We start from the raw sequence: 23,022 nt of genomic DNA, 5'->3' as shown, positions 1-23,022 counted from the left end.
TCAGATATCCAGCTTGTCGATCATCGGTTGCGTGATCAGGCAAATGCCGCTTTCCGTCAGTCTGAAGCGCCGTGCGTCGAGTTCTGGGTCCTCGCCAACGACAAGACCTTCCGGGATGACGACACCGTGGTCGATCACAACGTTCTTGAGCTGCGCGCGCCGCCCGATCTTCACATTGGGCAGAATGACCGCTCCGTCCAGCTTGGAGAAGGAATTGGCCCTGACACCGGTGAAGAGAAGGCTCCGGTTGAGGCTTGCGCCTGAGATGATGCAGTCGCCGGCGACGACGGAGGAAGTTGCCGAACCGCGGCGGTCTTCGTCGTCATGGACGAATTTCGCCGGTGGAGTGATCTCGGCATAGGTCCAGATCGGCCAGGACTTGTCATAGATATCGAGAGCGGGGACGATGGCCGTCAGGTCGATATTGGCCTGCCAATAGGCGTCGATCGTCCCTACGTCGCGCCAGTAGGGCTCGTGCTCGAAATCCGAACGCACGCAGGACTTGGCGAAGCGATGGGCAACGGCCTTACCGTTCTTGACGATGTAAGGGATAATGTCCTTGCCGAAGTCTCGGCTCGAGGTCGGGTCGGCCGCATCGCGGCGCAACAGATCGAGCAGGAACTTCGTGCGGAAGACGTAGATGCCCATCGAGGCCAGCGCGAAATCCGGCTTGTCGGGAATGCCGGGCGGGTTGGCCGGCTTTTCGATGAAGGCGAAGATCTCGTCCTTCTCGTTGACATGCATGACGCCGAAACCGACTGCTTCCATGCGCGGTACTTCCAGGCAGCCGATCGTTACATCAGCGCCGGAATCGACATGCTGCTGGAGCATGTATTCGTAGTCCATCTTGTAGACATGGTCGCCGGCGAGGATGACCATGTATTCGACGCCGTAATCCTCGATGATATCGATGTTCTGATAGACGGCGTCGGCGGTGCCTTCATACCATTGCGTTTCGGAGACGCGCTGGGAGGCTGGCAGGATATCGAAGCTTTCATTTCGTTCCGGACGGAAGAAGTTCCAGCCGCGCTGCATATGGCGGATCAGCGAATGCGCCTTGTACTGCGTGGCGACGCCGATACGGCGGATGCCGGAATTCAAGGCATTGGACAATGCGAAGTCGATGATGCGCGCCTTGCCGCCGAAATAGACGGCTGGCTTGGCACGCCGGTCCGTCAGTTCCTTGAGGCGACTTCCCCTACCGCCGGCCAGAACATAGGCCATTGCATCGCGGGCAAGTGGCTGAATGCGTTTTTCTACCATTTTCTCCTCCCACCAGTCACTAATTCTCAGGTTCAAGCATGATCGTCGCCAGCGGCGGCAGGGTTATCGAGCAGCTTATCTCGCCGCCGGCATCGACGGCCTGCACGCGCCCGCCATTGCCTTTTCCGCTGCCCCCATAGATGTCGGCATCGGTATTGAGGATTTCCCGCCAGCGTCCCGGCGAAGGCAGCCGGATCGAATAGTTCTCGCGATAGACAGGTGTAAGGTTGCTGATGACGACGACAGGCTTCTGGCCGGGCGCCTTGCGCAGCCAGGCAAAGACAGAGTTCTCGTAATCGTCCGCAATCAGCCATTCGAAGCCGTCGCCCTCACAGTCGCGGGCGTGTAGTGCTGCCTTGCTGCGGTAGGTGAAGTTGAGGTCGCGCACCAGGCGACGCATGCCTTCGTGCATGCGGTATTGCAGCAGGTTCCAGTCGAGCGATTTGTTTTCGCTCCATTCGGCCCATTGAGCGAATTCCTGCCCCATGAAGAGCAGCTTCTTGCCGGGATAACCCCACATGAAGGCATAATAGGCGCGCAGATTTGCGAATTTCTGCCAGTCGTCGCCGGGCATCTTGGCGATCAGCGAACCCTTGCCGTGCACGACTTCGTCATGTGACAGCGGCAGGACGAAATTCTCCGAATAGGCATAGAGCAGGCCGAAGGTCAGCTCATTATGGTGATGCCTGCGATGGATGGGATCGCGGCTCATGTAGCTCAGCGTATCGTGCATGAAGCCCATGTTCCATTTGAAGCCGAAGCCGAGGCCGCCTTCGTGGACCGGCTGGGACACCTTCGGCCAGGACGTTGATTCCTCCGCGATGGTCATGACACCGGGATGCTCGCCGTAGATGCGGGTATTGAGATTCTGCAGGAAGCGGACGGCTTCCAGGTTTTCGTTGCCGCCATACTCGTTCGGAATCCATTCGCCGTGCTTGCGCGAATAGTCGAGGTAGAGCATCGAAGCGACCGCATCGACGCGCAGGCCGTCGAGATGGAATTTCTCGGCCCAGTAGAGCGCATTGTTGACGAGGTAGGAGACGACTTCGGTGCGCCCGAAATTGTAGATCGCCGTGTTCCAGTCCGGATGAAAGCCCTTTCGCGGATCGGCGTGTTCGTAAAGAGCGGTACCGTCGAACCAGCCCAGACCATGTTCGTCGGTCGGGAAATGTGCGGGCACCCAATCGAGAATGACGCCGATGCCAACCTTGTGACAGCCGTTGACGAAACGGGCAAAACCTTCCGGCTCGCCGAAGCGGGCGGTCGGCGCGTATAGGCCGGTCGTCTGGTAGCCCCAGGAGGGGTCGTAGGGGTGTTCGGTGATCGGCAGGAATTCGATATGGGTAAAGCCCATGTCGACACAATAGGGGATGAGGCTCGAGGCAAGTTCGTCCCAGGACAGCATGGAGCCGTCCTGCCGGCGCTGCCAGGAGCCTGCGTGCACCTCGTAGATACTGATTGGTTGCCGGCGCTTGTCGGTTTCGCGCCAGTGCTTCAGATGCTCCTCGTCCTGCCAATCCTGCACCAGTTCGGCAGCCGTCACCGAGGCCGTCTTCGGACGAAGTTCGCTGCGGCGGGCGAAGGGGTCCGCCTTCAACGGCAGAAGGACGCCATCCTGACCGCGGATTTCGAATTTGTAGGGAACGCCAAGCGGAACATCGGGAGCAAAGATTTCCCAGATGCCGCTGTCGGAACGGAAGCGCATGACATGACGTCGTCCGTCCCAATTGTTGAAATCGCCGACGACGGAAACGCGCTGGGCGTTCGGTGCCCAGACGGCAAAATGGATGCCGGTCCCGCCTTCATGCTTGATGCGATGGGCGCCCATCTTGTCGAAGAGCCGGAGATGCGAACCCTGCCTGGCGTAGTAATCGTCCATCGGCCCGAGTACAGGGCCGAAGCTGTATGGGTCCGTCACCGCCCATTCGGCGTCGGCGCGCCGGGCGCGATAACGAACGGGCTGGAGTTTTGTCACGGAAATCTGCCCGCCGAAAACACCGTCGGGATGGAGCTGATGGAGCTCGCCGATCGGTGTTCCATCCAGCGTCATTGCCGTGACAGCTTCAGCGCCTGGAAGGAAGCACCTGGTGATGAAGGTGTCGCCGGCCTGGTGCACGCCCAGGACGGCAAAGGGATTGGCATGCGATCCACTGAAGATTGCCGCGATTTCGTCTGCCGAAATTTCCCAGGGAAGCTTCACTTCAGGGGCAGCTTTCGGCGGCTTCATCAAGCTCTCCAGATCTCGTCTGCATATTGCCGGATCGTGCGGTCGGACGAGAACCAGCCCATCCGCGCCGTATTGTTGATCGTCTTCTGGTACCAGGAGGACTGGTTGGTCCAGATCTGGTCGACCTCGCGCTGGGCGGCAGCATAGGCATCGAAATCGCCGGCGACCATAAACCAGTCGTGGGAATAGATGCCGTCGATGAGGCCGGTGTAGCGGTTGCGGTCATCGGGAGAGAAAACGCCGGAGCTGATGGCGGCCAGCGCCTGCGACAGCTCACGCGAACCTTCGATGATCGCACGGGGATTGTGGCCCTCGCTGCGGATCTTGGCGACTTCATCGGCCTGCAGGCCGAAGATGACGATATTGTCCTCGCCGACATTGTCGCGCATCTCGACATTGGCGCCGTCGAGCGTGCCGATCGTCAGCGCGCCATTCAGGCCGAACTTCATGTTGCCGGTGCCTGATGCCTCCATGCCGGCCGTCGAGATCTGCTCGGAAAGGTCGGCGGCCGGGACCATGACTTCCGCAAGCGAGACATTGTAGTTCGGCACGAAAACGACTTTCAGCAGGCCGCGGACCGACGGGTCGCTGTTGATGGTACGGGCGACGTCGTTGATGAGCTTGATGATTAGCTTGGCGTTGTAATAGCTTGGTGCCGCCTTGCCGGCAAAGAGTTTTACACGCGGCACCCAGTCCAGCTCCGGATGCGAGCGGATCTGATCGTAGAGCGCAACGGCTTCGACGATATTGAGGAGCTGGCGCTTGTATTCGTGGATGCGCTTGATCTGGATGTCGAACATGGCAGACGGATCGAGCTTCACGCCCATGCGGCTGGCGACGAGATTGGATAGTGCCACCTTGTTGGCGCGCTTCACGGCGGCGAATTTTTGTTGGAAGCTCGGGTCCGTGGCAAATTTGTCGAGTGCACGCAGCTTTTCGGCGTCATCGAGGAATTCATCGCCGATCGCTTCGCGCACCAGATTGGTGAGACCCGGATTGCACTGTTGCAGCCAGCGGCGAGGTGTAATGCCGTTGGTCTTGTTGTTGATGCGGTCAGGGTAGAGTTTGTGCAGGTCTGCAAAGACCGTGACCTTCATCAGGTCGGTGTGCAGCGCCGAGACGCCGTTGATCGAGTGTGAGCCGACGAAAGCGAGGTTGCCCATGCGTACGCGACGATCACCGTTCTCGTCGATCAGCGAGATCGAGCGGATTTCCGTATCGGAGAAATTGCGCGCCTTGCGCGCTTCGATCAGGATCTTGGCGTTGATCGCGTAGATGATCTGCATGTGGCGCGGCAGCAAGCGCTCGAAGAGCGGAACCGGCCAGCTTTCCAGCGCTTCAGGAAGAAGCGTGTGATTGGTGTAGGAGAAGGTACGGCGAGTGATATCCCAGGCCGTATCGAAGTCCATGCCGTGCACGTCGCAGAGCAGGCGGGTCAGTTCAGCGACGGAGACTGCCGGATGGGTATCGTTGAGCTGGATCGCGACCTTGTCCGGCAGCGAGGTGAAGTCGTCATACTGTTGCAGGTGACGGCGAAGGATGTCCTGCAGCGAGGCCGACGAGAAGAAATATTCCTGGCGCAGGCGCAGTTCCTGACCGGCAGGCGTTGCGTCTGCAGGATAGAGCACACGGGTCAGGCTTTCGGCCTTGTTGCTCTCGCGCAGCGCGCCGATGTGGTCGCCGGCGTTGAAAGCGTCGAGCAGGATCGGGTCGATCGGCTGTGCCGACCAGAGGCGAAGCGTATTGACGCGCTTGCCGCGCCAGCCGACGACAGGCGTGTCGAAGGCGGCTGCGATGACACGCTCGGCCGGCTTCCAGACATAGCGTGGCTGTTCATCATGACCGGCAATGACTTCGATCGATCCGCCGAATCCGACTTCATAGGCGCTTTCGCGGCGCTCGAATTCCCAGGGATTGCCGTGCGCAAGCCAGTTTTCGGGGAGCTCTACCTGCCAGCCGTCCGCCATCTGCTGGCGGAAAAGGCCGTGAACGTAGCGGATGCCGTAGCCATAGGCCGGCACGTCAACAGTGGCCATCGATTCCATGAAACAGGCGGCGAGACGGCCGAGACCGCCATTGCCGAGGGCTGCATCGGGCTCGAGGCCCGCAATGACGGTGACATCGACGCCGAGCGACGCCAGCGCATCGCGAACCTCTTCCATAAGGTTGAGGTTGGACACGGCATCGCGCATCAGGCGGCCGATCAGGAATTCGAGCGACATGTAATAGACGCGCTTGGCGCCAGTCTCGTAGACCTTGCGGGTCGATTCCATCCATTTGTCGATGATGCGGTCACGCACCACCAGAATGGTTGCGGTCAGCCAGTCATGCGGCTTTGCGACCTTGGCATCCTTGCCGATGCGGTAGGTCAGACGCTCGATAATTTCCTCAGCGAGGATTTCTGGCCGGGAACTGCGCGGAGCTGGGGAGAGGATGGTCGGCTTCGAAACAGTATTCATGTCAGGTCTCGCCAATTTTGATTTGGTTACAGTATCTTACGCCTGATTCAATCGATTTGTCGCTTGCACCGACAGGGCAGTTTATGCACCGTTATCACGCACTTGCAACAAGGGAATTGGGCAAACGAAAAATTTGCGGAACCTTCATATTCGACAGGCCCAAGGGACTTGATTTCAATCGGTTTTCCCGATTTGATGGGCCGAATAAAGTTTAAACGAAAAGCCGCCCCGGTTTGTTCCGGAGCGGCTTTTTGCTGCGGTAGATTATGACTGCGGCTGTCAGTTTGTAAGCAGGGTAAGAGCTTTGGTTGCTTCCTTTGCAATGCTGGTAAAGGAAGCTACCAGATTTTCCATTGTTTCGGCTTCGTAATAGTTGCCGCCCGGCGAAGCACAATATTGGAGCAGTTGCTTGCCTTTGTCCGGAGCCATAAAGGCGACGGTAAAAATCTTGATGCCCGCGAGCTTGGTAGCGTCGCACTGGTCACGAACATTTTGGTCATATGTCTTTTGCCATACGCCTGTGTTGCCGGTCATTTCGCCATCGGTCATCAGGATAATATAGCGGGATACGATTTTGTTGTCCTTGGTTGCGTGCGCTTGACTCTCTACATCCGAACCGTCCGAGGCTTTGGAAATTGAAAGAGTCGCTTGCCTCATCGGCTCTGCCGCATCTGTACCGCCGCTTGCGGTAATGCTGTTAACATAGGTCGAGGTCGTAGCGGTGCCCCAAACCATGCCACTCATGCTTTTAATCTGGGTCTTTTTCGCATCTTTGTAGATTAGGCCGTTGTTATAAGAATACGCACCGGTCCGCACGAGGTTGTGGTCGGGATCGGCGGTGTTCAATGCCGTGAAGAGAGCGCTGGCTGCTTTCTTCAATGCATCGATCTTAATGACGTAAGTCTTGCATTTCGTGCCGTCATAGGTGGCGCAAGTTGAGGTTTTGTCGCCCATCGACCCAGATTGGTCGAGCACAAGTTCCATCGAGAGGGCAGTCTTTGTATCGCTGGTGCCGCTCGAAGTCGAGCTCGAGGCTCCGATATTCATTGTCTTGTAGCCGAGAACGCCGATTAACGGCGTGGTGGGGATCGCATAGGAGCTGTTGACCGTTACCTTATAGCTCTTGCTGGTTGCTGTCGTGCTGGTATCGACCTTGACGCTCGTTCCGGCCTTGATGCTGTCCATGGCCGAGGTATCCAGATAATTGGCCATCTGACCGCTGACGAAATCCTTTGCTATGGTCTCGGCTGCTGCGGCGTTGGTCGCCGTTCCGTTGGCAAGCGCGGTTGCGGCCGCCAGCGCGCCGGCATCCGTGGCTTCCTGCAGCGTACGTTTGGAGAGGATCGCATTCGAGTAGTCGATCGCCAGGCCCGCAGTGCCGATAAGCACAGGCAGCAGGATGGCCGTCATGATACCGAAATTGCCGCCACGGTCGCGCCGCAGGCGATCAAAAAGCGAATGCAGGGTGTTCATCATGTCCACCGGTTCAAAGGAGCCCTATCAGGCTCTTCATGGACCAGATGACTTTAATGGCCGCTAAAGCCAGTGTGTAAAATTGTCGGCAACTGGCTGTTTTTTCCAGTTTCGGGATTATTTGAGCGGAATTACGTCCACTGCCTGCACGGAACGCTGGCTGCCATAGCTCTTGAGTACACCGATAACGGGAGCGACATCGGCATAGTCGCGGCCATATGCGACGACGATGTGGTCGGTTCCAGCAGGGATATTGTTGGTGGGATCGAGCTCGATCCAGCCGGCCATCTCACCGCACCAGACGCGGACCCAGGCATGCATGGCATCAGCGCCCTCCAACCGCTCCTTGCCCGGCGGCGGGATGGTGCGCAGGAAACCGGAGACATAACCGGCGGGAATGCCGAGGCTGCGCAGCGCAAGGATCATGACATGCGTGAAGTCCTGGCAGACGCCGCGTTTCAGCTTGAAGGACTCCAGCGGTGTCGTGTCGACAGTCGTCGCTTCCGGATCGTAGGTGAAATCCTTGTTGATGCGGGCGCAGAGCGCATAGGCGATCTGCATGACGGTCAGCGATGGCTGGACACAGCTCTTTGCGTATTCGCTGATCGCCTTGGTTTCCGTCAGGCGCGGACTGTCGCCAAGGAAATGGTGGGGCGATTCAGGATCGAGCGACCAGATCCCCGAGACTTCCTCCGGCAGATCGGCCAGCAACGGCGAGAAATCCGCCGATATGACCTGGCTTTCGACCTGGACGCGGGCCTGCATGCGGATATCGAGCGTTTCATGCGGCGAGCGCAGCAGGAAGGACGTTGCCGGATGCTGAAAGAAATCGACGAAATGCGACTGTTCGTCCGGCTGCGGCGAAATGCTGATCGAGCCTGCGACAAGCCGCTGCCGGTTCGTCAGCGAGAGTGGCATGAGACGCATGATATGGCGCGCGCCGGATGCCGGCGTGTCGTAGCTGTAGCCCATGTGCAGGGTGAGATCGTAGAGCACGACCGTCATCCGAGGTAGGTCTGCGCCAAGAGATCGGAGAGATGTTCCAACTCGCGTTCGAGCCTGTGGTAGACATCACCGTTCATTGTCTCCGGGGTCATGACAGCCAGACCGGAATGCAGCCGCATCGCCTCGCGGTAGAAGGGCGACATCTGGCCGTTGATGAAGGCGTTCGGAAGCTGTTCGACTTCGCGATGGATCTCGTTCATCTGGAAGAGGATCGAGCGCGGATTAAGAGGATCGAGCGCCAGAAGATCGGTGACTGTCAGCCGGGCAGTATTAACGTTGTAGCGCCGGCGATGGGTCATGACGCTGTCGCCGATTTCGAGCAGCATGTCGAGCGCGCCATCGGGTGCTTCCGGGCCGGACATGTGGCCGAGAAGCCGTGTCATATGCAGGCCGCGTTCAATATATCGGCCAAGCGAGAGAAAGCGCCAGCCGGTGAAGCGGTACATGTTTTCATGCACGAGACCGGCAAAGCCCGCGAGCTTGCGCAGCAGGATGGTCATCGCATGGCTGGCATCGTCGCCTGCCAGGATGGTCGAGTGGAAGCGGCGGGCGGTCTTGGCGAGATCGTTCAGTGCCAGCCATCCGTCCGGCGAGAAGCGGTCACGGATATTGCTCGCCGAATAGACGGCACTGTCGATATTGCGCAGCAGCGATTCCGGCACCGGTTCGGTCGTGTCGATATCGACGGCGGCAAGATATTGCGTGACGTCTGCAAGCAGCGGTTGGCTCGGGTCGGCAGCTTCGGCGTAGCGTCCGTGCCAGGCGCGCAGGATGCGTAGCGCTCCCTCGGCGCGCTCGATATAGCGTCCGAGCCAGAAGAGGTTGTCGGCCGCACGGCTCGGCAGGCTGCCCGGCATGTTGCGGGTGAAGCTGCCTTCGGCGGGCAGGAGTGTGTGGCGCTCGACCGGCTTGTCGCTGACGATCCAGACGTCGGCCGCAGCACCGCCGGATTGCATTGCGATCGCGGCGGCATCGTCTCCCGCGCCGATACGGGCAAAGCCACCGGGCATGATCTGCCAGCCGTTGGCGGTACGGGCGGCGAATACGCGCAACGACATCGGCCGCGGCGTCAGTTTGCCGTTGACCCAAGCTGGTGTCGTCGAGAGGGTAACGACCTCCTGACCGACGAGTTTTGCACCGTCGCTCGTCAGCCAATCCGCAATCGAAGTCTTCGCAGTGGCGCGCAGCGACGAGCCGAGAACGGATTCGCCACTATCATCGAAGAAGGGGGCACGGGAATAGGCTGGGCCGATCACCATCTTTTCGATGTTGGCCGCCACGTGATCGCGTTCGTCCTTCTGGCCGCACCACCATGTCGCAATGGAGGGCAGGCGAAGATCCTCGCCCAGCAACTGGCGACAGACGGCGGGCATGAAGGCGAGCAGGGCGCGTGTTTCCAGAACACCGGTGCCGAGCGCATTGACGATCGTGACGGTTTCGGCGCGCAACGCTTCGACAAGGCCAGGCGTGCCGATATGCGAGTTCTGGTTCAGTTCCAGCGGATCGGCATAGGCGGAATCAAGACGCCGCCAGAGCACCCCAATCGGCTTCAGGCCGGCGACGGTGCGAACCATGACACGGCCGTTGACGACAGTCAGGTCCTCCCCCTCCAGCAGCATGAAGCCGAGGTAGCGGGCGATATAGGCGTGTTCGTAATAAGTCTCGTTGGCCGGGCCGGGCGTCAGAACCGCGATGCGGTCGTCGCCCGAATGTTTCATCGTCTGCAGAGCGTCGCGGAAGGCGCCGAAGAAGGAAGCGAGGCGGTGAACCGGTGTTTCGGCATAAACGTCGGAGAAGGATCGCGTGGTCGCCACGCGGTTTTCAAGCGCGAAGCCCGCGCCGGATGGCGCCTGCGTCCGATCAGCGAGCACCCACCAGTTGCCGTCAGGCCCGCGGCCGATTTCGAAGGCGCAGAAATGCAGATAGTGCCCGGTCGCCGGCTTTGCGCCAACCAGAGACCGCTGAAATTCCGGATTGGCGGCGATGAGCGCGGGTGGGAGAATGCCTTCTTCGACGAGCTTGTTGTCGCCATAGATATCGGCAACCATCGCTTCGAGGAGATTGGCGCGCTGCACGAGGCCCGCCGAAAGAGCCTGCCATTCGCGCTCGTCGATCAAAACCGGAATGTGTGAGAGCGGCCAGGCGCGCTCGCCGCTGCCTTTGGCGCCGTAGGCGCGATAGAAGACGCCTGCATCACGCAGGTAGCGGTCGGCGCGGGCGAAACGCTCGGCCAGATCCTTTTCCGGCATAAGGTTCAGATGGGCGAGGAAACGCTGCCAGACCGGGCGGATTGCGCCGCTGTTGTCCACCATCTCGTCGGCGATGCCGGGCAAGGGAGCATAGTCGAAGGCCGCATCCGCGCCGGCGCGTTCCTCGATTTCGTCCCTCAATTCCAATGCAGGCTTCTTGCCCATCAGACCCAGTTTCTTCAAATTCCAGCGGGTCGCCTCAGATCCAGCGTGAGCGGGAATTCAGGCGAGACCGTCTCGGCGCGCGGAATATAACCGCCCGCCGTGTGTCCCCACGGTTCGAAGCGGGCGAGTCGGCGCGCTTCCGCCTCGTTGCCGTTGACCGGGAAGGTGTCATAGTTCCGCCCGCCCGGATGGGCAACGTGATAGATGCAGCCGCCAATCGAACGTTTCGACCATGTATCATAAATATCAAAAGTCAAAGGCGTATTCACGGGCAGCACGGGGTGTAAACCGGAAGCCGGCTGCCAGGCCTTGAAACGCACGCCTGCGATCGACACGCCAGATGTGCCCGTCGGTGTCAGCGGTACGATGCGCCCGTTGCAGGTGACGGCGTAGCGCGAGGCATTGCTGGATTCGAGGCGGACCTGCAGGCGTTCGACGGACGAATCGACGTAGCGCACCGTGCCGCCGACCGCTCCTTGTTCGCCCATGACGTGCCAGGGCTCCAGCGCCTGGCGCAACTCCAGCTTCGAGCCCTCGTATTCGACTTCGCCGCAGAAGGGGAAGCGGAATTCGAGTTGAGCCTTGAACCAGTCCGAGCTGAGATCGAACCCGTTTTCACGAAGGTCGGAGAGCACATCGAGGAAGTCCTGCCAGACATAGTGCGGCAGCATGAAACGGTCATGCAGTGACGTGCCCCAGCGCACGAACCTGCCTTCGGCCGGATTCGTCCAGAAGCGGGCGATGAGTGCCCGCACCAGCAATTGCTGGGCGAGCGACATGCGGGCATTCGGCGGCATTTCGAAGCCACGAAATTCGACGAGGCCGAGGCGGCCGGTAGGGCCGTCGGGTGAGAAGAGCTTGTCGATGCAGATTTCGGCGCGATGGGTATTTCCGGTCACGTCGATCAGCAGGTTGCGGAACAGGCGATCGACGAGCCAGGGCAGGGGCTGCAGGCCGCGTCCGGGAGCGGGGATCTGCGCCAGCGCGATTTCCAGTTCGTAGAGACTGTCGTGACGGGCTTCGTCGATGCGTGGCGCCTGGCTGGTCGGGCCGATGAAGAGGCCGGAGAAGAGATAGGAGAGCGACGGATGGCGCTGCCAGTGCAGCACCAGGCTTTTCAGCAGGTCCGGACGGCGCAAGAACGGACTGTTGTTCGGATTGCTGCCGCCGACGACGACGTGATTGCCGCCGCCGGTGCCGGTGTGACGGCCGTCGATCATGAACTTGTCGGCGCCGAGGCGGCTCTTTCGCGCTTCCTCGTAAATGGCGGTGGTGATGTCCACCGTCTCCTTCCAGGTCGAGGAAGGGTGAATGTTGACCTCGATGACGCCAGGATCGGGCGCCACGCGGATGACGTTGATGCGCTCATCCTGTGGCGGCGCATAACCTTCGATATGGACGGCAAGGCCGAGAGCGGCGGCGGCGCGTTCGGTCGAGGCGATGAGATCGAGATAATCTTCGAGCGTCTCGGTTGGTGGCATGAATACGCAGAGGCGGCCATCGCGCGGCTCGACGGAAAGGGCGGTACGAATGTGTCCGCCAATTTCGCTGGCCGACTGCGGCATGGTCGGTTGCTGGCCGGTGAAAGGCTGGAAGTGTGCGGCCTGCAACGCTCTCCCGCTATCTCGTACGAAATCCGGTAGTTCGGGCCGCTGCACGAAGGGATCGAGCGGATTGATGTAAGGATATTGCGACGGCGGGATATAGGCGAGGGAGTTGAGCGGAAGGCGGTAGCCGACCGGACTGTCGCCCGGCATGAGGAAGATCCGGCCGCGCCGTGTCGACCATTTCTCGCTCGTCCAGCTGCGACCGGTGGCGCGCGCGTTCCATGCCTGAACGGGCAGAACGTAGCCGGTCGGACGGGTCAGCCCACGATCGAAGACGCGGGCGATACGGCTGCGCTCCTCTGCATTCTCCAGCTTGGAGTTCGAAGGATCAACGTTTTCGGGTAGGCTCGCTTCCTTGATCAGCCATTCGGCGGGGTCTTCGAAGGCCGGTGCGACATAGTCGGGCGAAAGATCGAGTTCGCCGGCAATCGCAGTCAGCAGCCGGCCGGCATCATCCTCGGTGACCTGATAGTTGCGGCCCTCGGTGGCAACGAGATTGTCATTCGACCAGATCGGCAGGCCATCCTTGCGCCAGTACAGCGAGAAGGTCCAGCGCGGCAGGCTTTCGCCCGGATACCACTTGCCCTGGCCGTAGTGCAGGAAGCCATTTGGAGCAAAACGGGTGCGCAGCCGGCGGATCAAGGCATCCGCCTTTTCGCGTTTCGTCGGGCCGACGGCTTCGGTGTTCCATTCATCAGACTGGAAATCGTCGATGGAGACAAAGGTCGGTTCGCCACCCATGGTGAGGCGCACATCTTCGACTTCGAGGATGCGGTCGACCTTTTCGCCAAGCTCGTTGAGTTGGTCCCAGGCGCCGTCTGAAAAGGGCTTGGTGATGCGCGGATGCTCGGCGACGCGGGCAACCTTCATGTCGAAGGCGAATTCGGTCTCGGCTTCGCCAAAATAGCCACCCGAGATCGGCGCGGCATTGCGGAAATGCGGGGTGGCGGCAAGCGGGATATGGCTCTCGCCGGTCAAGAGGCCCGAGGTCGGGTCCAGCCCTATCCAGCCGGCGCCGGGAAGATAGACTTCGGCCCAGGCATGAAGGTCGGTGAAATCATATTCCGTGCCGGACGGCCCATCGAGCGCCTTGAGGTCCGGGGTCAGCTGGATGAGATAACCGGAGACGAAGCGGGTGGCGAGGCCGAGGTGGCGCAATATCTGGACAAGCAGCCAGCTCGTGTCGCGGCAAGAGCCCTTGGCAGTCTCGAGCGTCTCTTCCGGTGTCTGGACGCCGGCTTCCATGCGGATCACATAGCCGATCTGCTGCTGCAGGCGCATGTTCAGGCCGACGACCATGTCGACCGTCTTCTGCTCCGAGCGGTCGAGCGTTTCGAGGAAGGCCCTCAGGCGCGGGCCGGGCTCTTCCGGCTTCATGTATATCGACAGGTCTTCGCGGATCGTTTCCGGATAGTCGAAGGGCCACATCGTCGCTTCCTCTTCGACGAAGAAGTCGAAGGGATTGTAAACCGTCATGTCGGCGACGAGATCGACCTCGATCTTGAATTCGGTCACCGGGTCGGGGAAGACGAAGCGGGCGAGGTAATTGCCGTATGGATCCTGCTGCAAGTTCACAAAATGGTTCGACGGCGTGACCTTCAGCGAATGGCTCAGGACCCGCGTCTTCGAATGCGAGGCGGGCTTCAGGCGGATAATCTGTGGGCCAAGGCGGACCGGTTTGTCATATTGATAATGGGTCAGATGATAGATGCTGGCTTTGATCGACATATTGCTCTTTTTGTCCGCGCGCCATTGATCGGCTTAGCTGTTCCCAAGGCCAGTGTGTGCAATGCAGCGAAAGAATGCAAGGCAGAAAGGTTAACGCGGGGATGACGTTCAGGCAGCTCTGTTGAAGGTCACCGACGCCTTCAAGCCCCTGCCGCCGCGGCCGGGGATGAGTGTCAGTCTTGCGTTGAAAAGATTGGCGATTTCCTCAACGATCGGCAAGCCGAGACCGGCGCCGGGCGCACCGGATTCATTTCCGCGGGAGAAACGCTTTCTGACCGCTTCGAGCTTTTCGGGTGGAATGCCCGGGCCATTGTCCTCGACCTCCAGCCGCACCGTCTCGGCATCTTCAAGGATACGCACGGTCACTTCTGCGCCCTGGCCGGCATAGGCAATGGCGTTGCCGGCAAGATTGCGCAGCATTTCGCCGATCAGCAGCGGTTCGGCGCGGATCATGGCAGGGCCTTCCCCCTCGAAGCCGAGATCGATGCCGGCTTCGGCAGCCCGCGGGATCTGCTCGCCGGTGATCTCCTGGGCGATGGCGGTGAGATCGATGGCCGAGGCCGTCAGCGCTTCCTTGGCGGTGGCGGCATCGATCTTGGCCATGAGCAGAAGCTGCGCAATGATGCGCTCGGCATGGGCGACCGCCTGATCGCCCTTGAGGGCAGCGTGCTGTGCCTCATCCAGTGAGCTGGAGCGAGCGGAGAGGGCAAGCTGGGTGCGGATGATGGCAAGCGGCGTGCGCAGCTGATGGCTGGCATTGCCGGTGAAATTGCGCAGCGCATCGAGGGCCGATTGCAGACGCACCATGAAGGAGTTGACGGTATCGACGAGCGGCTGCACCTCGCTCGGCACGGATTGTTCGATCGGGTGCAGGTCGTCGGGGCTGCGTTCGCCGATAGCGTCGCCAAGCTTGTAGAGCGGTCGCAGTGCCACCGTGACGGAGATCCAGACGATGACGGCAGCACCGGCAATCATGACAGCGAGACGCAGGGCCGAGCGCACGAGGATCGCTTGGGCAAGCTGACGGCGGGCGATGGTCGTTTCTGCGACGGTGACAACGAACGGCACGGAGCGGATACCGGTCGAGGCGGATCGTCCCAAGGTCGCGACGCGGATCGGCTCGCCACGGAAGATATCGTCGGCGAAGGCGGCGGTTTCGCCCTGCGTTTCCTTCAATACCGGAAGCGCCTGATATCCGGTGATGAACGTTCCGGGCGGGCCGTCTACACGGTAGAAGACACGGTCCTGCGCTGCCGAGGTGAGCATCTCCAGCGCGACATAGGGAATGTCGACCTCGAGCGTGCCGTCTTCGGCGACGACCACGCGTTCGGCAATCGCCAGTGCCGAGCCGGCCAGCACGCGGTCGGAAACGATATTCGATGTCTGCACGGCCTCGCGCCAGGTATCGGCAAGCGCCAGCGTGCCGATGACGGCGGTCGAGACAAGCAGCCAGAAAAGCAGTCGGCGCCGGAGCGAATAGGCAGCCGTCATGAGGCCTCGGGCAGTTTGTCGAGGTAATAGCCGATGCCGCGTGCGGTCTTGACCGTCAGGCCGTGCGGCGAGAGCCTTTTCCGCAGCCGGCTGACATATTGCTCGATGGCATTGGACGAAATGTCGTCATCGAAAGCGGTCAGCGACTGCATGATTGCTTCCTTGGCGACAACCTTGCCAGCACGCATGAAGAGGATTTCCAGAAGGCCGAGTTCGCGGGCGGGAATATCGAGCGGGGTATTACCGGCCGAAAAGGCGCGAGAGTTAAGGTCGAGCGAGATCGCCCCGAAACTGACGGTCGAGGAATGCAGCCCARCCTGGCGACGCAGGAGCACGCGGACGCGCGCTTCGAATTCGGCAATGTCGAAGGGCTTTATAAGATAGTCATCAGCGCCGAGATCCAACCCTTTGACGCGTTCTTCCGGAGAGCCGCGCGCTGTCAGGATAAGCACTGCAGCCCTGCTGCCGCGGGCGCGCATGGCGCGCAGCACATCGAGCCCGTCCATCTCAGGCAGGTTCAGGTCAAGAATGACGAGATCGAAATTTTCGGCTGCAATCACGGCGTTGGCCGAGGCTCCGTCATGGACGACATCTACGGCATGGCCCGTACCACGCAAGATCGCCGACAGGCCGTCGGCCAGCGCGATATTGTCTTCGGTCAGCAGGATGCGCAACGGATGTTTCCCTCGAATTTTTGAGGGAGTTTATCAGGGACGGCAGCCCGATGTCACAGCGATTCTGGTAATTGGTGAATGGAGAGTGGTGCGTGGGAACTCACACCTCGCGGCAGCAAACTGCCGAGGGAAGAAACGCGCCGCATGTCGTGAGCCGGACCCGCTGCGACGCCGTTGACCAGTGTCGATGCGCCGACATGCCGATGGCGGGGCGCAGCCTGTCATGATAAATATAGGAGAGAAGCTCGGGGAGGCTTTGCGGATGGGGAATCTGTCGGTTGCACTGGTGGAAGGCCCTGAAGAGATCGATGCTGTTCGGCATCTCAGCCGGGCCTTCCGACAATGGCTCTACGACAACTATCCGGACGAGCGGGCACAGATCGAACTTTACTACAGCCCGGAAAAATTCGAGGCGATGCTCGCCGATTTGCCGAAGATCCACGCAAGACCACAAGGCGCAATGTTCCTGGCGCGGCTGGATGGAGAGATTGTCGGCTGCGTGATGCAGCATGAGATTGCGCCGGGCATATCGGAGATGAAGCGGCTCTTCGTTTCCGAGCTGGCACGTGGCAGCGGGGCGGCGCAGGCACTCTGTGAGGCGTCCCTTGCCCAGGCCAAGAAGGATGGCTACCGGATGATGCGGCTCGATACCGGCCATCGGCAGGTCGCTGCTCAGAAGCTCTATCGCCGCCTGGGTTTTCGCGAGCGAGACGCCTATTACGACATTCCCGATGATCTGAAGCCGATCCTGCTGTTCTTCGAGCGTGAGCTTTGAAGCCTGGTAATGGCCGTTGGAAACGGCCCCTTGTCTGGCCTGTGCAGCTCGGGCATTCTTTCTCGATGAGGAGCGTTTTTATTCTGTTTTTGTGCCTGGTGCCCGGCTTTGCGGTCGCGGATCAGGTCTTCTATCCGGCGAGGTCGGGCAATGCCGGCGCGCCGGTGCTGACCGTCTATTCCTCGCTCGACGAGCCGCTGGCCCAGCCCATGATCGCCGGCTTTCAGGACGCCAATCCGGATGTGGCGGTCAAATATGAGGACATGCTGACAGGAGATATATACGACCGTATCGTCAAGGAGACAGATGCAGGTCACAAGACGGCGGACTTCGCCTTCTCCTCTGCAATGGACCTGCAGGTAAAGCTTTCGAATGACGGTTATGCGCAGGTGAGCAATCTGCCGATGAGCGCCCAATGGCCGAAATGGGCGAACTGGCGCAACACGGCCTATGCATTGACCTTCGAACCGGCCGTCTTCGTCTATCACAAGCCGAGCTTCGTTCATGAATCTGTCCCGAGCTCGCGAGCAGAATTCGTCGATTACCTCAAGCGCAAGGGCAATGAAGTCTATGGACGGATCGGGACTTATGACATCGAACGTTCCGGCGTGGGCTTTTTGTTCATGGCGCGCGATCAGGAGCAGTTCGGCGACATCTGGTCGGTGATCGGCGCGATGGGCGCGGCCGGCGTGAAACTCTACTCCACGAGTTCGGCGATCCTCGAGCGGGTCGCCGACGGGCGCTTCGTGCTCGGCTACAATATTCTTGGTTCCTATGCGGCCGATTGGGCTTCGCGTCATCCTGATGTCGGCATCGTGTTGCCGAAGGACTATACGGTCGTGATGTCACGTATCGGCCTGGTGCCGCAGGCGGCCGCCGAACCGGAACTCGGGCGGCGATACCTTGCCTTCTTCATGTCGAAGGAAGGCCAGACGATCATGGCGCGCGAGTTGCAGATACCGGCCGTCAGCCCGGAAGTTGCCGGCGAGAACACCGCCAATACCCTGCAGGAACTGCTCGGCGCACAGTTGCGTCCGGTGCCGGTCAGCCCGGGTCTCATGGTCTATCTCGACCAGGTGAAACGCGCCCGACTGATTGCGCACTGGAATGAGGTGCTGCGGACGCAATAGGAACCCGCTCGCCGGTGCCGCCGCTTGGCAGCGCCGGTAATGGCAAGGGGCGAAGCTCGCTTGCCGCAAACCTCACCCTTTCGCATCGATGCTGCCATAACCGCAGCAATCAGCCTTTGTGAATCACCACTTCCAGATATTCCGCCGGCACGACCATGGTGCCATCCTTGGCGCGGTTGAAGCGTGCGATGAGCGCGAGGAAGTCCTCCTCGAGAGCCGTCTTTCCCGGCTGCGGCAGAGCCTCGAAAGCCTTGTAGACGGGACCATACCAGGTGCGGAAAACCTCCAGCCAGTGTGCCGGCGAGCGATAGCGGAAATTATACATCCGCGACGTTGCCTCGATGCCGGCCTGGCCGCCGAACATTTCCTCCAGCCGGGCCTTCGTACCCCAGAGTGCAGGCGACCTGACGCCCGGCATGGGCGGAATATGCTTGCCTATCGTTTTGAAGACCTGGCCGATGAAGCTCTCCGGCGTCCAGTTGGCCATGCCGATGCGCCCGCCGCGCCGGGAGACTCGCAGCATTTCCTTTGCCGCCTTGTCCTGATCCGGCGTAAACATGACGCCGAACGTGGAGACGACGACATCGAAGCTTGCATCCTTGAAGGGCAATGCTTCCGCGTCGGCCTGCTGGAAGTTCACCGCCAGGCCGTTTGCTATCGCCCGCTCTCGGCCGCGCTCCAGAAGTTCAGGAACGTAGTCGGTCGAGGTCACCTCGGCCCAGCGACGCGCAGCAGCAAGCGTCGCATTGCCGTTGCCGGCAGCAATATCGAGAACCTTTTCGCCGGAACGCAGGTCGAGGGCCTCGCATAGATTCTCGCCGACGATCTGCAGCCGGGCGCCGATGACGGAATAGTCGCCGGATGCCCAGGCCGACTGCTGACGCGACTTCAGCGCGGCGAGATCTGGCGTGGGTTGAGCTGTGGCATCTCCTGTGGTTTGCATGGCATGTTTCCCCTCATGTCGGCGAGGATGGGCCATTGCCGCGATCGTTCGCCGGTTTCGCCTAATTCAGGTTTTGAGCGCAGCCTTCGACCGGTTTCTTGAAGTGCTCCAGGTCGGCTCGCAGGCGGAACGTGCCTCGGGATGGCAATCGGCCTAGGTACTCATCCGCCATTTGCCTTCCGATCGTCCCCCGCGCCAAAGTATCCGCCATGTGCCAGCTGGCGTCCAGTACAGACAATGTACTAGTCATATGCCTGCCCTGGGTAAGTGCTGCCGTCTTTCGCGCGAAGGTAGCCGAATTGCGGCAAAAAAGTGTCCTGCCGCACTGGATATCCCGAGGATGTCAGCTAAATGACAGCTTCATATGATGGCTTGGGCTACTTCTTCTCCGTGGAGGCGGAGAGTTGAAGAATTCCGGGAGGACTTCCGCTCGCTATCAGGACAATTGCGTCCACCGATCGGTGATCTCTCCTCATTTTCAAAAAATAGCACAGGCGGTTCGCTCAGCCGCAGTACGGAGGACACATCGTGAAGCACACTTTCATCGCAACTCTTTTGGCAGCGGCTATTGCGCTGCCGGCCTACGCCGCCGATTACACCATCATCGCTCCGGCAGCGCCCGGCGGCGGCTGGGACCAGACGGCTCGCTCACTGCAGACGGTGCTGCAGCAGGAAGGTATTTCCAAGAGCGTTCAGGTTCAGAACGTACCCGGCGCCGGCGGCTCCATCGGTCTTGCGCAATTCAGCAGCCAGAGCGCAGGCAATCCGAACGCTCTGATCGTCGGCGGCTACGTCATGGTTGGCGCGCTGCTGACCAACAAGTCGGTCGTCACGCTGAAGGATGTCACCCCGATCGCTCGCCTGACCGGCGAGTATGAAGCTGTCGTCGTTCCCGCCGCGTCCGACATCAAGACGCTCGCCGATCTCGTCACCAAGCTGAAGGCCGATCCCGGCGCCGTTTCCTGGGGCGGCGGTTCTGCCGGCGGCACGGACCACATCGCCGTTGGTCTGATCGCCAAAGCTTCCGGTGTCGATCCGACCAAGATCAACTATGTCGCCTTCTCGGGCGGCGGCGAAGCACTCGCCGCTATCCTCGGCGGCCAGGTCACAGCTGGCATTTCGAGCTACAGCGAATTCGAATCGCAGGTGAAAGCCGGCACGCTGCGTCTGCTCGGCGTTTCCAGCGATGCCCGCATCGACGGCGTCGATGCACCGACCTTCAAGGAAGCCGGTACCGACGTTTCCATCCAGAACTGGCGCATGGTTGCCGCCGCTCCGGGCCTGACCGATGAAGAAGTCGCCTCGATTGCGGCTGACTTCGACAAGCTGCACAAGTCTGCCGCCTGGCAGGAAACCCTGAAGACCAAGGGCTGGGCCGACACCTACCTTGCAGGCGACGAGTTCAAGGCGCAGCTCGAAAAGGATGTCTCGGCTACCGCGGGCATTCTCAAAGATATCGGTCTCGTTCAATGAGTGAAGCCGATACCTCATCGGCAACGAAGCGCCGCCCCGATTGGGCGGCGCTGATCATTGCCCCTTTCCTCATCGTGGTCGCCGTCGTGGTCTTCTGGGATGCCTCGCATCTGAAGACGATCGCGCAGTATGACCGCATCGGACCGTCGACAGTGCCGAAAGTCGTAGCACTCGGCCTCTTCTGTCTTGGCATCTGGACGGCTTTCGAAGCCTGGCGCGGCGATTTTCCGGAACGCGAACATCAGGAAGTGGCGCCAGTCATCTGGGTTGTGGCGGGCCTTGCCGGACAGATGCTGCTCCTGCGCACCGCCGGTTTCTCGATTGCGACGGGCGTACTCTTTGCACTGACCGCGCGCGGTTTCGGCAAGCGCCAGATCTGGTTCTCGCTGCCTATCGGCATCGTGATGAGTTTCATTGTCTGGACGATCTTCTCGCAGCTCCTGCAGCTCTCGCTGCCGGCCGGGCCGCTCGAACACCTGTTCTTCTGATAGCGCTCGCCTCGCACCGGGCGCTCTCAGTTTCGTTGCTTTTTGCGCGGATGGTCCTGTGCCCCCTCAGGAGCCGCCGCTTGGGAAAAAACCATGAGCACATTCGAATTCCTCTGGCAGGGCATTCTGGTTGCTGCGCAGCCGATCAACCTGCTTTACGCCCTCATCGGCGTAACCCTCGGCACCGCCGTCGGCGTGCTGCCGGGAATCGGCCCGGCGCTGACGGTCGCGCTGCTTCTTCCTGCCACCTACAAGCTCGACCCGGGCGGCTCGCTCATCATGTTCGCCGGCATCTATTACGGCGGCATGTATGGCGGCTCGACAACGTCGATCCTCCTGAACACACCGGGTGAAAGCTCTTCGATCGTCACTGCGCTCGAAGGCAACAAGATGGCGCGGGCAGGGCGCGGCGGACCGGCGCTGGCGACAGCGGCCATCGGCTCGTTCGTCGCCGGCCTTATCGCCACACTCGGCCTTGCTTTCGTGGCGCCCTACATCGTGAAGCTGGCGCTGGTTTTCGGTCCACGCGAATATTTCGCACTGATGGTGCTTGCCTTCGTCACCGTCTCCTCGGCCTTCGGGGATTCGGCACTGCGCGGTCTCACCTCGCTCTTCATCGGCTTCGCGCTCGCCATGGTCGGCATTGACCAGCAGACGGGGCAGGCGCGCCTGTCCTTCGGCATTCCCGATCTGCTCGACGGTATTGAGGTGACGACGCTTGCCGTTGCGATGTTCGCGATTGGCGAGACACTCTATATCGCCGCCCAGGGGAAGCGCGGCGAAGACAAGGTGGAGGCGGTACGCGGCTCGCTCTGGATGAATGCGCAGGACTGGGCGCGTTCCTGGAAGCCCTGGCTGCGTGGCACGATCATCGGCTTCCCGATCGGCGCCATGCCGGCGGGCGGTGCTGAAATCGGCACGTTCCTTTCCTATGCCACCGAAAAGCGTCTTTCGAAGAACCCGGAGGAATTCGGTCATGGCGCGATTGAAGGCGTTGCCGGTCCGGAGGCTGCCAACAATGCTTCGGCTGCCGGCACTCTGGTGCCGCTCCTGACGCTCGGTCTGCCGACATCGGCGACGGCGGCGATCATGCTCGCTGGCTTCCAGCAATATGGTCTGCAGCCGGGACCGCTGCTGTTTGCCACCAACCCACAGCTCGTCTGGGGTCTCATCGCCAGCCTGCTCATCGCCAATGCGATGCTGCTGGTGTTGAACCTGCCGATGATCGGCCTCTGGGTCCGCCTGCTGACGGTCCCGAAACCGTGGCTTTACGCCGGCATCCTGCTGTTTGCCACGCTCGGCACGATCGGCGCCAACCCCTCGGTCTTCGAACTCGGCATGCTGCTCGGCTTTGGCGTTCTCGGTTATGTCATGCGGATCTTCGGCTATCCGATCGCGCCTGCCGTCGTCGGTCTCATTCTCGGACCGCTGGCCGAGCAGCAGCTTCGCCGTGCGCTCTCGATCAGTCAGGGTGACGTAACCACACTCGTCATGTCGCCGATCGCCTGCGGCCTGCTGATCGTGGCGGCTGCCGCCTTCCTCATCCCGCTGATCCTGAGATTGCGTGGCCGCGGCCAGGTTCTCTCTCAGCTCGCGGCAAATGAAGACTAAAACAAAAAGACGACCTAACCCCTAATTCAGGCCGGCCGTGGCAACATGGCCGGCCTTTCTTTTGGCGTTTAACAATTTTTTTCCGGCTGAAATCCGCTGTCCTCTCCAATCATATGATTGAAATCGAATGATAAAATTGGATTTGTAGTAACGTTTCCCGGACTGTTTTTCATTTGCCGGCGAAAGAAATATGCGCTTTTTGCATGGCAGCGGTGATTTCTTGCGCGTTGTGAGTGCATGCGGATTTTCCCATCTAGGAAA

Annotated in this window: 15 protein-coding genes; 5 read left to right on the top strand and 10 right to left on the bottom strand. The window is 60.5% G+C overall.

Annotation, left to right across the window (positions count from 1 at the left end):
- The 9 genes from glgC to AC1DF8_RS19420 form a co-directional block, all read right to left on the bottom strand.
- On the bottom strand, window positions 1-1,263 hold the full coding sequence (gene glgC, locus AC1DF8_RS19460) for a glucose-1-phosphate adenylyltransferase (RefSeq protein WP_113117262.1): 1,263 nt from the start codon (window positions 1,261-1,263) through the stop codon (window positions 1-3).
- Between the two features lie 19 nt (window positions 1,264-1,282).
- Window positions 1,283-3,490 carry a 1,4-alpha-glucan branching protein GlgB gene (gene glgB, locus AC1DF8_RS19455; protein WP_113204547.1) on the bottom strand — a complete coding sequence of 736 codons (2,208 nt, stop codon included), beginning with the start codon at window positions 3,488-3,490 and terminating at the stop codon, window positions 1,283-1,285.
- Window positions 3,490-5,949, bottom strand: coding sequence for a glycogen/starch/alpha-glucan phosphorylase (locus AC1DF8_RS19450; protein WP_112544181.1), 2,460 nt, complete (start codon window positions 5,947-5,949; stop codon window positions 3,490-3,492). The genes glgB and AC1DF8_RS19450 overlap by 1 nt, the downstream gene beginning before the upstream one ends.
- Window positions 5,950-6,228: 279 nt before the next feature.
- Window positions 6,229-7,422 (bottom strand): vWA domain-containing protein, encoded by a 1,194-nt coding sequence (locus tag AC1DF8_RS19445; RefSeq protein WP_478154630.1) that lies wholly within the window; start codon window positions 7,420-7,422, stop codon window positions 6,229-6,231.
- Between the two features lie 117 nt (window positions 7,423-7,539).
- On the bottom strand, window positions 7,540-8,427 hold the full coding sequence (locus AC1DF8_RS19440) for a transglutaminase family protein (protein ID WP_478154482.1): 888 nt from the start codon (window positions 8,425-8,427) through the stop codon (window positions 7,540-7,542).
- A complete protein-coding gene (locus tag AC1DF8_RS19435; protein WP_478154481.1) occupies window positions 8,424-10,841 on the bottom strand; it encodes a circularly permuted type 2 ATP-grasp protein in 2,418 nt (805 codons plus the stop codon). The genes AC1DF8_RS19440 and AC1DF8_RS19435 overlap by 4 nt, the downstream gene beginning before the upstream one ends.
- Before the next feature lie 14 nt (window positions 10,842-10,855).
- Entirely contained in the window at window positions 10,856-14,176 is a 3,321-nt protein-coding gene (locus tag AC1DF8_RS19430) for a transglutaminase family protein (RefSeq protein ID WP_478154480.1), read from the bottom strand.
- Window positions 14,177-14,284: 108 nt separating this feature from the next.
- Window positions 14,285-15,667, bottom strand: a complete 1,383-nt coding sequence (locus AC1DF8_RS19425) for a sensor histidine kinase (RefSeq protein ID WP_478154479.1) — start codon at window positions 15,665-15,667, stop codon at window positions 14,285-14,287.
- Entirely contained in the window at window positions 15,664-16,341 is a 678-nt protein-coding gene (locus AC1DF8_RS19420) for a response regulator (RefSeq protein WP_478154478.1), read from the bottom strand. The genes AC1DF8_RS19425 and AC1DF8_RS19420 overlap by 4 nt, the downstream gene beginning before the upstream one ends.
- A 262-nt stretch (window positions 16,342-16,603) precedes the next feature.
- Between AC1DF8_RS19420 and AC1DF8_RS19415 the strand changes: the two genes are divergently transcribed.
- Window positions 16,604-17,116, top strand: a complete 513-nt coding sequence (locus tag AC1DF8_RS19415; protein ID WP_112544175.1) for a GNAT family N-acetyltransferase — start codon at window positions 16,604-16,606, stop codon at window positions 17,114-17,116.
- 65 nt (window positions 17,117-17,181) lie between these two features.
- Complete coding sequence (locus tag AC1DF8_RS19410) at window positions 17,182-18,246, top strand: ABC transporter substrate-binding protein (RefSeq protein WP_183890143.1); 1,065 nt, start codon at window positions 17,182-17,184, stop codon at window positions 18,244-18,246.
- Window positions 18,247-18,355: 109 nt separating this feature from the next.
- On the opposite strand, the gene AC1DF8_RS19405 is transcribed toward AC1DF8_RS19410, so the two are convergent.
- The gene (locus AC1DF8_RS19405) at window positions 18,356-19,189 is read right to left on the bottom strand and encodes a class I SAM-dependent methyltransferase (RefSeq protein WP_478154477.1); all 834 of its coding nucleotides are present in this window, start codon (window positions 19,187-19,189) and stop codon (window positions 18,356-18,358) included.
- A gap of 528 nt (window positions 19,190-19,717) precedes the next feature.
- Between AC1DF8_RS19405 and AC1DF8_RS19400 the strand changes: the two genes are divergently transcribed.
- From AC1DF8_RS19400 to AC1DF8_RS19390, 3 genes are all read left to right on the top strand, one after another.
- Entirely contained in the window at window positions 19,718-20,662 is a 945-nt protein-coding gene (locus AC1DF8_RS19400; RefSeq protein WP_112544171.1) for a Bug family tripartite tricarboxylate transporter substrate binding protein, read from the top strand.
- A complete protein-coding gene (locus tag AC1DF8_RS19395; RefSeq protein ID WP_478154476.1) occupies window positions 20,659-21,150 on the top strand; it encodes a tripartite tricarboxylate transporter TctB family protein in 492 nt (163 codons plus the stop codon). Before AC1DF8_RS19400 ends, AC1DF8_RS19395 begins: the two co-directional genes overlap by 4 nt.
- A gap of 93 nt (window positions 21,151-21,243) precedes the next feature.
- A complete protein-coding gene (locus tag AC1DF8_RS19390; protein WP_478154475.1) occupies window positions 21,244-22,761 on the top strand; it encodes a tripartite tricarboxylate transporter permease in 1,518 nt (505 codons plus the stop codon).
- Window positions 22,762-23,022 lie beyond the last annotated feature (261 nt).

The sequence above is a fragment of the Rhizobium sp. 05N49 genome, from assembly GCF_056396805.1.
This window is presented reverse-complemented; position numbering and strand designations above follow the sequence as displayed.